Source organism: Lysobacter yananisis (assembly GCF_031199375.1).
In the GTDB taxonomy this organism is placed as follows: Bacteria; Pseudomonadota; Gammaproteobacteria; order Xanthomonadales; family Xanthomonadaceae; genus Lysobacter; species Lysobacter yananisis.
Window position 1 is genome coordinate 2323158 of sequence record NZ_CP133568.1, and the last position, 12232, is coordinate 2335389.

Consider the following 12232-nt stretch of genomic DNA (forward strand, 5'->3'; position numbering starts at 1 on the left):
AGGATCGCGGGTGTGGCGACGCTCATCGCGGGCATGTCGGTGGTGGGGACGGCTCAGGCGCAGGTGGCCGAGTATGTCTACCAGGCCAGCCGATACATGCCGCAGGGCGAGAGCCAGAACTTCACCAATCTGGCCGACGCCGAGGCGTACATCCGGGTCGAGCCGGCCACCCCGCGCGGCAACGCCTTCCTTCGCAAAGCCAAGACGCTGGCGCTGGGCGATGGCGAGGTCCTGCTGCAGTACGAAGTGCCCCGGCGCACGTACGAGACTTACCTGGGTGGCTACTACGACGGTCACATGAGCGGAAACGCGACCGACTGTTCCGGGCAGAAATGCCGCAGCGAAGAGGAGATGGTCGCCGCCAGCATGCGCGCCTATCCGCTGTCGGGTTCGTATACCCCGACCCTGCGCGGCGCATACCTGTCGCCGCCGTTCCAGATGTGGGGCAGCAACGGCCGCAACGCCCATGTGATCATGAATGCGGTGCAGTACAGCGGCGGAACCATTCCGAACGAACGCCAGATAACGGCGACCAACGCCGCGGGTCATTCCTATACGTATCGGATCAACCGCACGGACGTCTATCAGTGCCACGAACTGTTCACCGCGGTGGACAACACGTTCGGCGAGCCGCATCGCGGCGCATGGCCGATGATCTGCATGAATACCGCGCAAGGCAGCATCCGCGTCCGGTTCAAGCAGCGCGCGCCGTTCTGCCAGGCGCCGAGCGATCGTCCCGGCAATCCCTGCGCCGCGGATTTCGGCAACAAGGAATATCGCGAGGACGATTTTTCCTGGGACGGGTTCGACTTCCGGCGCGCCTACAACTCGATCGCGGATTTTCCGCTGTCGTCGGGTTTCGGCGACAACTGGTCGCATACGTTCTCGGACCGGTTGATGTTCGACAACGCCGGATACGCCACCTATTGGGTCAGGTCGGACGGGTACGTCGAGCGCCTGTATACGGTCGAGTCCGGCAAGCACGTCTATTTTTCCCCCAACACCTCGAATCTGACGCTGACCGCGCCGGTCAAGGCGCCGGCGGACCCGGCGGAAGGCGTCTGGAAGCTCAGCGCGCCGGGCCAGCAGGTCACCTGGTTCGACCGCCAGGGACGAGTGCTGCGCAAGCAGATCGCCGGCACGTCGGTGGATCTGCAGTACTGCGGCGGGACGGAACTGGGCAGCGACGAGTGCCCTTCGCAGGATCTCGTGCGGCGCGCGGTCAATTCGCGCGGCCGCGTCCTCGAGTTCGCTTACACGGTGTTGCCCGGCACCGGCACCGTACAGGACGTTCGCCTGGCATCGATCAAGTCCGAAGGGCGAGTCAGGATCCAGTACGTTTACGACCCGCAGGGGCGCCTGACCTCCGCATGGCGCGGCGGCGTCGCCGGAGCCGGGCGTCGCTACCTCTACGGCGAAGCGGGATGGCTGTGCAAGAACGCCAGCGGCGCCGCGATCGCCGGATGCGACCCGGCCAAGTTCCCGAACCACCTGACCGGGATCGAGGACGAACTGAGCGTGCGCTTCGCGAACTATTCCTACGACGACAAGGGGCGGGCGACGGTCAGCGAACACGCCGGCGGTGCCGGTCGCGTCGCGATCGACTATGTGTCCGCGACGCAAAGCCGCGCGACGCTCGCCTCCGGCGCGGTGCGCACCTTCGGCTACACCAACGAAGAACTGAAGAAACTCTCCGGCGTCGCCACCACCGGCGGCGCGGGCGACGCCGGCCAGTCCGCGTCGGTGAGTTACGACAATCGATGGCGGGTGGCCTCTACCGGCCAGGCCGGCGGCGGCCGGTCCGGTTTCGGCTACCAGGGCGCGAATGAGGTCAGTTTGACCGAAGGGCTCGGCGAGAACGGCGAGGCGACGCCGCTCACGCGCACCACCCAGACCGATTGGAACCTCGCGTACAACGAAATCGGCGAGCGGCGGGTGTTGAACAGCGCGGGCGCCGTCGTCTCGCGCAAGAACTGGACCTATAACGAACGCGGCCAGCCGCTGGTCGCGACGGACATCGATCCGGCCAGCGGGCAGCAGCGCGCGACCACGACGGCGTACTGCGAGCAAACGGACATCGACGCGGGCCGCTGCCCTGTGCTGGGCCAGATCGTGTCCGTCGACGGTCCGCGCACCGATGTGGCCGACATAACCCGCTACTCGTACTACCCCGCCGATGCGGCCAACTGTTCGGCGACGCCGTCGACGGGCTGCGACTACCGCAAGGGCGACCCGTGGAAGACCACCGACGCGTTGGGGCGCTCGGTCGAGGCGCTGCGCTATGACGCGTCCGGCCGGGTTCTGTCGAGCAGGGACGAGAACGCGGTGGTGACCGATCGCGAGTACTCCGACCGCGGCTGGCTGGTGGCGAGCAAGATCCGGGGGCCCGACGCCGGCAGCGAGACGGACGACCGCATCACCCGTTTCGAGTACTGGCCGACCGGCCAGGTCAAGAAGACGACCTTGAGCGATGGTGTGTCGTTGACCTATGGCTACGACGCGGCGCAGCGCTTGACGGATGTCGCCGACAACGCGGGCAATCGGATCCGCTACACGCTCGACAACGACGGCAAGCGCATCAAAGAGGAGACCTTCGCCGCGGCGGGCGCGTTGAAGCGGGTCTTGTCGAGGGTCTACAACGCGATGGGACAGTTGCAGGCGAACCAGGACGCGGCGCTGCATGCGATCACGTTCCGCTACGACGCCCGGGGCAATCAGGACCGCCTCACCGACGCGCTGGGGCGCAGCAACGACCGCACCTACGACCCGCTGAACCGGCTGGTGCGGACCCTGCGCGACGTCGGCGGTCTCGCCGTCGAAACCAAGTTCGAGTACGACGCGCTCGATCGCCAGGTCAAGATCGTCGATCCGAAGGGATTGGAAACCGTTTATGGCTATAACGGCTTCGGCGACCGAATCCGCCAGAGCAGTCCCGACACCGGCGTCACCGAGTACGCCTTCAACGAGGCCGGCAGCGTCGCGTCGAAGCGCGACGCCGACGATGCGCAGGCCCACCGCTACACCTACGACGCGCTCAACCGGCTCAGGGCGATCCATTATTCCCAAGCCGCGGCCGCGGATGTCGAGTACGACTACGACGCGGTCAACGCCGAGTGCGGGGCCGGTGAAACCTTCGCCTTGGGGCGGTTGACGGCGGCGCGGGCCAACGGCACCGAACTGAGGTACTGCTACGACCGCTTCGGCCAGGTCGTACGCAAGGTGCAGACCGTATCGGGGCGCGCGCTGACGGTCGGCTATGGCTACACGGCGGGCGGTCGTTTGCGTTCGGTGACCTATCCCGGCGGCGCTACGGTCGACTACGTGCACAACGCCCAGGGTCGCGTGTCCGAGGTGGGCGTGGTTTTCCCGGGCGCAACCCGCCAGGTCTTGCTCGGCGCCATCGCCTACGAGCCGTTCGGCCCCGTCGGCGCGTGGCAGTACGCGAACGGCCGCGTCTTGCGCAGGACTTACGACCAGAATTATCGCGCCGAATCGATCGTCGCCCAGGGCGGCGCCGGTTTGTCGGTGCGTTATGGATACAGCGATCCGGGCGAGTTGGCCGAGATCGTGGATCCTGCGAGCGGCGCGATCCTGGCCAAGTACAGCTACGACGCATTGGGCCGCTTGACCCACACGCGCGATGGCGCGACCAATGTCGCATTGGAGACCTATGCCTACGACGGCGTCGGCAACCGCCTGAGCCTGACGCATGGCGGAGTGACGACCGGCTACGGTTATGCGCCCGGCAGCCATCGTTTGGCGAGCGTCGGCGGCAGCGCTTTGCAGTACAACGCGGTCGGCAATCCGATCGCGATCGACCGGACCGGGCTGGGGCTCGGGTACGACGGCGCCGGGCGGATCAACGAGGCCAAGCGCAGCGGCGCGGTGGTCGCGACCTACCGCTACAACGCCAAGGGCGAGCGCACGACGGCGTCGAGGCCAGGCGTCGCCCAGGACCTGGACTCGATCTACGACGAGGAAGGCAACTGGCTGGGCGACTTTTCCGCGTCGCAGGCGGGCCGCCAGATCGTGTGGCTGGCCGGCGCGCCGGTCGCGCTGTTCGACGGTACCGGCGCGGGCAGCATCCACTATGTCGAGCCCGATCGCGGCGGATCGCCCAGGACCGTGGTGGATCCGGCGCGCAACGTGCCGGTCTGGTCCTGGCCGGTCAACGGCGAGGCGTTCGGGGCCGGCACGCCGGATCAGGATCCCGATCGCGATGGAACCGGCTTCGTGTTCGATCTGAGGTTCCCGGGCCAACGCTACGACGCCGCGCTCGGCGCCAACTACAACTACATGCGCACTTACTTGCCGGAGTTCGGGCGCTATGTCGAAAGCGATCCGATCGGCCTGCGCGGCGGAATCAGCACGTACGCCTACGGCAACGGCGATCCTCTGGGCCGGTCGGACCGCTACGGGCTGCTCTCGGGCGCCGACATGGCGCTGGTCAGGCATTTCCTGGGCTTCTCCAGCGGCCTGGACCCGGGGCGGTACCTGGACATTTCCGCCTGGTGCGACGACTACGTCGCCGACCCGGAGGTGGCCTCGGCGACCCACTCGCTGCAGAACGACGTGCGGCACCGCACTCGACAGCTGGCGGGCACGTTGAGTCCTGGGCAATCCGTGCAGTTCACCAAATCCCGCCAGGACGATCTGTACGTATGGTCGATTTATTCGTTCGGCAACGGCCTTTTCCACAGCCAGACGGTGAACTGCACCATCATGGGGGCGGCGAACTGTTGCGCCAGCGCGTTCTGCCGCTCGGGATACGGCGCCCTGGACTACTTCAAGGACCCCGTGGATCTGTGCCAGACCGGTGGCGCGTGCGGCAACGTGCAGAACGTCGGCGGCACGCCTTTCTGGTTCGGACTGTCTTGCAGCGGTATGTTCTCGCTTTCGGAATGCAGGAACGCCGGATGAGCGGGGCCAAGCGTTGCTGAGACCGCGCGCGCAGGCCGCGCGCTGATGACGGAGACCGTTCGTTGACCGGATCGCAGTCGCCGCGCGGCGCCGACGCGCCGCGCAAGAATCTGCGTTACTTCTTCCTCGTCGCCTGCGGCGCGGCAGCCTGCGTGGTGCTTATCTCGGTACTGCGCACGCTCTGGTACGAATGGATGGGGTTGCGGCCGCAGATGTCGCCGAGGATGTTCATCGTGTTCTCGCCGATCCTGGCGGCCGCCTACGCGACGGTAGCGCTGGTGTGCGAGGGGCTGCTGGCGCTGCTCGCGCCGTCGTTCACCGGCGCGCGGCCTTTCGCGGTCGGCGCGAGCTACGGGCTGTTGTTCATCGGCCTGATCCGCCCGGAGCTGTGGCTCGTGCTGGCCGTGGCCAATCCGCTGGTCCTTCATGCGGTTCTCTGGAACCGGCGCAGGAGAGCGCTGCATGGCGGCGCCGGGTCGGGGCTCACGCCGGGGCCTTAGTCCCGGCGATCCGCGAGGCATGGGCTGAGGCACGGGCGACAGTGCCCAGTGCGGACCCGGGAACCGGGTGGCGCATCCAAGGTGCCCGGTGGAAGAGTCGCCAAATGGTGCTTTGCACAAAAAAACACACCCTTCTGCACGACGAACGGGCGCTCGCGCCGCTTGTGTTGATTGACCATTCACACTCAAAAAAAGAGAATGATCGTTCATTCTCCGCAGTGCCACCGATCCATCCGGCCGCACCACCGACCTGAGGCTCCCCCAATGCCGTCGCGCAAGTCCATGTCCTACAAGGCAATTTTCACTGTTTCCGCGCTTGCGCTGGCCCTCGCGGCCTGCGGTAAGGGCGGCGATCAACAAGGCGGCCCCGGCGGGCCGGGCGGCCAGAAGGGCCAGGTCACCGTGGTGACCCTGAAGCCCGAGACCATCACCCTGACCCGCGAGCTGCCGGGCCGGACCAGCGCGTCGCTGGTCGCGCAGGTGCGGCCGCAGGTCAACGGCATCGTCGAGAAGCGCCTGTTTACCGAAGGCGGGCTGGTCAAGGCGGGGCAGCCGCTGTACCAGCTCGACGACAAGACCTACGCGGCCGACGCCGAGAACGCCAAGGCCACGCTGGCGCGGGCCGAGGCGTCGCTGAATTCGGCCCAGCTCAACGCGCGCCGCTCGACCGAGCTGGTCAAGATCGACGCGGTCAGCAAGCAGGACGACGAGAACGCGACCGCGACGCTGAAGCAAGCCCGCGCCGACGTCGCCGCCGGCCGCGCCCAGGTCGCCAGCACCGGGGTCATCCTCGGCCGCGCGCGCATCGTCTCGCCGATCAGCGGCCGCATCGGCAAGTCGGCGGTCACCGCCGGCGCGCTGGTCACCGCGAATCAGGCCGATGCGCTGGCGGTGGTGCAGCAGCTCGATCCGGTGTTCGTCGACATCAGCCAGTCCAGCGCCGAACTGCTGGCCCTGCGCAAGCAGATCGCCGCGGGCACGCTGAGCGAAGCGAGCACGCCGGTGCAGATCCTGCTCGAGGACGGCAGCCGCTACGAACACGACGGCAAGCTGGCGTTCTCCGAGGTCACGGTCGATGAAGGCACCGGCAGCTTCCTGCTGCGCGTGGTGGTGCCGAATCCCGACAACATCCTGATGCCGGGCATGTACGTGCGCGCCCAGGTCGGTACCGGCGTGCGCCAGAATGCGCTGCTGGTGCCGCAGCAGGGCGTGACCCGCGATCCCAAGGGCAACGCCACCGCGCTGGTCGTCAACGCCAAGAGCGAAGTCGAGCCGCGCGAGATCAAGGTCGGCCAGGCCATCGGCGACAAGTGGCTGGTCGAGGGCGGGCTGAAGGCCGGCGACAAGGTCATCGTCGAAGGCCTGCAGAAGATCGGCCCCGGCATGCCGGTGGACGCGACCGAGAAGGGCGCCGCGCCGGCCAAGCCGGCGGCCCCCGCCGCCGCGCCGAAGCAGTAATCGGAGACATTCATGGCACGGTTCTTCATCGATCGCCCCATCTTCGCGTGGGTCTTGGCGATCATCATCATGCTCGGTGGCGCGATCGCGATCACCCGGCTGCCCATCTCGCAATATCCCACCATCGCGCCGCCCACGGTCGCGGTGAACGCGTCGTATCCCGGCGCCTCGGCCAAAGCCGTCGAAAACTCGGTGACCCAGATCATCGAGCAGAACATGAAGGGCATCGACGGCCTGATGTACATGTCGGCGACGAGTTCGTCCGACGGCCAGGCCTCGGTGACGCTGACCTTCGAAAGCGGCACCGATCCGGACATCGCCCAGGTGCAGGTGCAGAACAAGCTGCAGCTGGCCACTCCGTTGCTGCCGCAGATCGTGCAGCAGCAGGGCGTTAGCGTGTCCAAGGCGAACTCGTCGTTCCTGCAGGTCATCGGCTTCGTGTCCGAGGACGGCAGCATGAACGGCGCCGACATCGCCGACTACGTGGCCGCCAACTTGGTCGACCCGCTCGCCCGCGTCAACGGCGTCGGCAGCACCCAGCTGTTCGGCACCAAGTACGCGATGCGGATCTGGCTCGATCCGGACAAGCTCAACACCTACAAGCTGACCCCGACCGACGTCATCAACGCCCTGCGCGCGCAGAACGCCCAGGTCGCGGTCGGCCAGCTCGGCGGCACGCCGTCGGTCAAGGGCCAGCAGCTCAACGCCACCATCACCGCGCAGGACCGCCTGCAGACCGCTGAGCAGTTCAAGCAGATCGTGGTGCGCGCCAACAGCACCGGCGCGGTGCTGAAGCTGTCCGACGTCGCCCGCGTCGAGCTGGGCCAGGAGGACTACAGCACCATCGCCCGCTTCAACGGCAAGCCGGCCACCGGTATCGCGATCTCGCTGGCGACCGGCGCCAACGCGCTGGCCACCGCGCAGGCGGTGCAGGCCGAGCTGGAGCAGCTCAAGCCCTCGTTCCCGAAGGGCCTCAAGGCGGTGACGCCGTTCGACACCACGCCGTTCGTGCGCGTGGCGATCGAGGAAGTGGTCAAGACCCTGCTCGAAGCGATCGTGCTGGTGTTCCTGGTCATGTACCTGTTCCTGCAGAACTTCCGCGCCACCCTGATCCCGACGATCGCGGTGCCGGTGGTGTTGCTGGGTACGTTCGGCCTGCTCGCGCTGTTCGGCTACTCGGTCAACATGCTGACCATGTTCGCGGTGGTGCTCGCCATCGGCCTGTTGGTCGACGACGCCATCGTCGTGGTCGAGAACGTCGAGCGCGTGATGAGCGAGGAAGGCCTCTCGCCGAAGGAAGCCACGCGCAAGTCGATGGACCAGATCACCGGCGCCCTGATCGGCATCGGCCTGGTGCTGTCGGCGGTGTTCGTGCCGATGGCCTTCCTCGGCGGCGCCACCGGCGTGATCTACCGCCAGTTCTCGGTGACCATCGTCTCGGCGATGTTCCTGTCGGTGCTGGTCGCGATCGTGCTGACCCCGGCGCTGTGCGCGACCATGCTCAAGCCGATCCAGAAGGGCCATCACGCGTCCGACAAGGGCTTCTTCGGCTGGTTCAACAACAAGTTCGACGCCGGCAACAAGAAGTACCAGGGCGTGGTCCACGGCATCGTCACCCGCGCCGGCCGCTTCATGATCGTGTTCGCGGCGATGGCCGCGCTGATGGGCGTGCTGTTCTTCCGCCTGCCGTCCTCGTTCCTGCCGCAGGAAGACCAGGGCTTCTTGTTCACCATCGTGCAGGCCCCGGTCGGCGCGACCCAGGAGCGCACCGGCGAAGTGCTGAAGAAGGTCGAGGACCAGTTCCTCAACGACCCGGCCGTGGATTCGCTGTTCACCGTGCAGGGCTTCAGCTTCGCCGGCAACGGCCAGAACGCGGGCATGGCGTTCTCGCAGCTCAAGCCGTGGGAAGAGCGCGCCACCAGTTGGGGCGACCGCTTCAAGTCGTGGATGAGCTTCGGCAAGAACCCCGCGCCGGACAACAGCGTCAACGGCGTGGTCGGCCGCGCGATGGGCAGCTTCATGCAGATCAAGGACGCGTTCGTGTTCGCGCTGGCGCCGCCGGCGGTGTTCGAACTGGGCAACTCCAACGGCTTCGTGTTCTACATGAAGGACAACGGCGCGCTCGGCCACGATGCGCTGGTGGCCGCGCGCAACCAGTTCCTCGGCATGGCCGCGCAGAGCCAGCTGCTGCAGAACGTGCGTCCCAACGGCATGGAGGACACCCCGCAGTTCCGCGTCGACGTCGACAACCAGAAGGCCGCCGCGCTGGGCCTGAGCATCGCCGACATCAACTCGACCCTGCAGGCGGCCTGGGGCGGCCAGTACATCGACGACTTCGTCGACCGCGGCCGGGTCAAGCGCGTCTACGTGCAGGCCGATGCGCCGTTCCGCATGGTGCCCAGCGACTTCAACCGCTGGTACGTGCGCAACGACAAGGGCGAGATGGTGCCGTTCTCGGCGTTCGCCACGACCCGTTGGGAATACGGCTCGCCGCGCCTGGAGCGCTACAACGGCGTGTCCGCGCTGGAAATCAACGGCGAGGCCAAGCCGGGCGTGAGCTCGGGCCAGGCCATGGCCGAGGTCGAGAAGCTGGTGGCGCAGTTGCCGCAGGGCATCGGCCTGGAGTGGACCGGCCTGTCGTTCCAGGAGCGCCAGGCGGGCGCGCAGACGCCGCTGCTGTACACGCTGTCGCTGCTGATCGTGTTCCTGTGTCTGGCGGCGATGTACGAGAGCTGGGCGATCCCGACCTCGGTGCTGCTGATCGCGCCGATGGGCATCCTCGGCACGGTGCTGGCGACCTGGGCGCGCGGCATGGAGCGCGACGTGTACTTCCAGGTGGCGATGCTCACCACGGTCGGCCTGTCGAGCAAGAACGCGATCCTGATCGTGGAGTTCGCCAAGGAGAACCTGGAGAAGGGCATGGACCTGATCGAGGCCACGCTGGCCGCGGTCCGCGACCGCCTGCGCCCGATCATCATGACCTCGCTGGCGTTCGGCCTGGGCGTGTTGCCGCTGGCCCTGGCCTCGGGCGCGGGTTCCGGCGCGCAGCGCGCGATCGGCACCGGCGTGCTCGGCGGCATGGTCGTGGGCACCTTCCTGGGCATCTTCTTCGTTCCGCTGTTCTTCGTCGTGGTCGAGAAGATCTTCGTCCGCAAGAAACACGCGCCCGCTGAGCACAGCGCCCAAGGAGCGCAGAGCCATGAGTAAGTTTTCGACCCACGCCCTGGCGCTGGCGATCGCCCTGGCGGCGACCGGCTGCGTGAGCCTGGCGCCCAAGCTGCCGGCGCAGGAGGCCGGCATCCCGGCGCAGTGGCCGCTGCCGCCGACCACCCAGTCCTTCGTCGGCGCGCAGCCGCTGACCTCCGATCCGGCGGCGTCGCAAACCGCCGCCGCGAGCGAAGGCGCGGCGGTGGCCGACATCGGCTGGCGCGATTTCTTCGAAGATCCGAACCTGGAGCAGCTGATCGGCCGCGCGCTGGACAACAACCGCGACCTGCGCGTGGCCGTGCTCAACGTCGAGAAGGCGCGCGCGCAGTACCGCATCCAGCGCGCCGACCGCTTGCCCGCGTTGAACGCCACGGCGCAGCTGCGGCGCACCGGCGGCGACAACCAGCAGGTCGTCGACGAGTACCAGGCCGGCGCGTCCATCGCCAACTTCGAGCTCGACCTGTTCGGCCGCGTACGCAGCCTGAGCCAGTCGGCGCTGCAGCGTTACTTCGCCGAAGAGGAGGCGCGCCGCGCCGCCCAGCTGAGCCTGATCGCCGAAGTCGCCAACGCCTACCTGACCCTGGCCGCGGACCGCGAGTTGCTGTCGGTGTCGGAGGCGACGCTGAAGAACCAGCAGTCGGCTTACGACCTGACCCAGAAGCGTCGCGAACTCGGCGCGGTCTCGGGCCTGGAACTGAGCCAGGCGCGCACCCAGGTCGAACAGGCGCGCGCCGATGCGGCGCGTTACGCCGGGCAGGTGGCGCAGGACACCAACGCGCTGAACCTGCTGGTCGGCGAACAGGTCGATCCGGCGCTGTTGCCGAGCAAGCTCACCGCCGGCGTCACCGGCCTGGCGGCGTTGCCGCAGGGCCTGCCGTCGGAGGTGTTGCTGCGCCGTCCCGACGTGCTCCAGGCCGAGCACCTGCTGCGCGCGCAGAACGCCAACATCGGCGCCGCGCGCGCCGCGTTCTTCCCGTCGATCAGCCTGACCGGCTTCCTCGGCAGCGCCAGCAACGAACTGTCGGGGCTGTTCGATTCCAACACCCGCAGCTGGCTGGTCAATCCGGTGGTCAACATCCCGATCTTCCAGGGCGGCAAGCTGCGCGCCAACCTGGCCTCGGCGAAGGCCGACCAGAAGATCGCGCTGGCCCAGTACGAGAAGGCGATCCAGGCCGGCTTCCGCGACGTGTCCGACGCGCTGGCGCTGACCAAGACCCTGGCCGAACAGCGCCAGGCGCAGGAAGCGCTGGTTGAGGCGGCCGCGCGCGCCGACCAGTTGTCGACCGCGCGCTACAAGGCCGGCCGCGACAGCTACCTCAACCAGCTCGATGCCCAGCGCACGCTGTACGGCGCGCAGCAGGGGCTGGTGACCACGCGCCTGGCCGAGCAGAGCAATCGGGTCGCGCTGTACAAAGTGCTCGGAGGTGGCTGGAACGAGCGCAGCCAATGAGCAGCCCCGGCAACACGACCGCCAAGCCCAGCGCCAAGGCTGCCGCGCGCGCGCAGGCCCAGCGCGAGCGCATCCTGGTCGCGGCGCAGCGATGTTTCGTCGTGCACGGCTTCCACGCCGCCAGCATGGCCAACATCGCCGAGACCGCGGGCATGAGCGCGGGGCTGATCTACCGCTACTTCAAGGGCAAGAACGACATCATCCTGGCCATCATCGAGCGCCAGCTCGAAGAGGCTCGGGCCGATGTGGCCAAGCTCAACACCAGCAGCGACTTGGTCGGCGGGATCGCCGAGGTCTTCCAGCAATGGCAGGCCAACGATCCCGGCATCACCAGCGCGGCCTTGTTCCTGGAGCTGACCGCCGAAGCCACGCGCGATCCGGAGATCGCCGCGGCCACGCACGCCTCCGACAAGGTGTTCCGGGCGGACCTGGCCTCGTGGTTCGCGCGCAGCGCCGCCGAGGGCGGCCTGGGCGTGCCGCAGGACCAGGTCGGCACGCGGGTGTTGATCCTGCAGTCGTTGATCGAAGGATTGGCGATGCGCGCGATCAGCCAGCCCGACCTCACCGTCGATCAGGTCAAGACCGCGTTGAGCCAGTTCCTGCCGAGCCTGTTGACGGCGCAGGCCTGAGACGGGGCCGGTCCGGCCCGAAGCGATAACGAAACGAGCCGCGGTCGCGAGACCGCGGCTCGTTTCGT

Annotated in this window: 6 protein-coding genes; all 6 read left to right on the forward strand. The window is 67.7% G+C overall.

Going from position 1 to position 12232, the window contains the following annotated elements; all coding sequences use genetic code 11:
- Positions 1 to 12 precede the first annotated feature (12 nt).
- Positions 13 to 4920: an RHS repeat-associated core domain-containing protein gene (locus RDV84_RS09780; RefSeq protein WP_309153263.1), complete on the forward strand. Its 4908-nt coding sequence runs from the start codon at positions 13 to 15 to the stop codon at positions 4918 to 4920.
- Positions 4921 to 4982: 62 nt separating this feature from the next.
- Positions 4983 to 5420 carry a hypothetical protein gene (locus RDV84_RS09785; protein WP_309153265.1) on the forward strand — a complete coding sequence of 146 codons (438 nt, stop codon included), beginning with the start codon at positions 4983 to 4985 and terminating at the stop codon, positions 5418 to 5420.
- A gap of 282 nt (positions 5421 to 5702) precedes the next feature.
- The gene (locus tag RDV84_RS09790) at positions 5703 to 6878 is read left to right on the forward strand and encodes an efflux RND transporter periplasmic adaptor subunit (RefSeq protein WP_197414779.1); all 1176 of its coding nucleotides are present in this window, start codon (positions 5703 to 5705) and stop codon (positions 6876 to 6878) included.
- A gap of 12 nt (positions 6879 to 6890) precedes the next feature.
- Positions 6891 to 10085, forward strand: a complete 3195-nt coding sequence (locus RDV84_RS09795; protein ID WP_309153266.1) for an efflux RND transporter permease subunit — start codon at positions 6891 to 6893, stop codon at positions 10083 to 10085.
- A complete protein-coding gene (locus RDV84_RS09800) occupies positions 10078 to 11535 on the forward strand; it encodes an efflux transporter outer membrane subunit (protein WP_078997772.1) in 1458 nt (485 codons plus the stop codon). The genes RDV84_RS09795 and RDV84_RS09800 overlap by 8 nt, the downstream gene beginning before the upstream one ends.
- Positions 11532 to 12164 (forward strand): TetR/AcrR family transcriptional regulator, encoded by a 633-nt coding sequence (locus tag RDV84_RS09805; RefSeq protein WP_057949237.1) that lies wholly within the window; start codon positions 11532 to 11534, stop codon positions 12162 to 12164. The genes RDV84_RS09800 and RDV84_RS09805 overlap by 4 nt, the downstream gene beginning before the upstream one ends.
- Positions 12165 to 12232 lie beyond the last annotated feature (68 nt).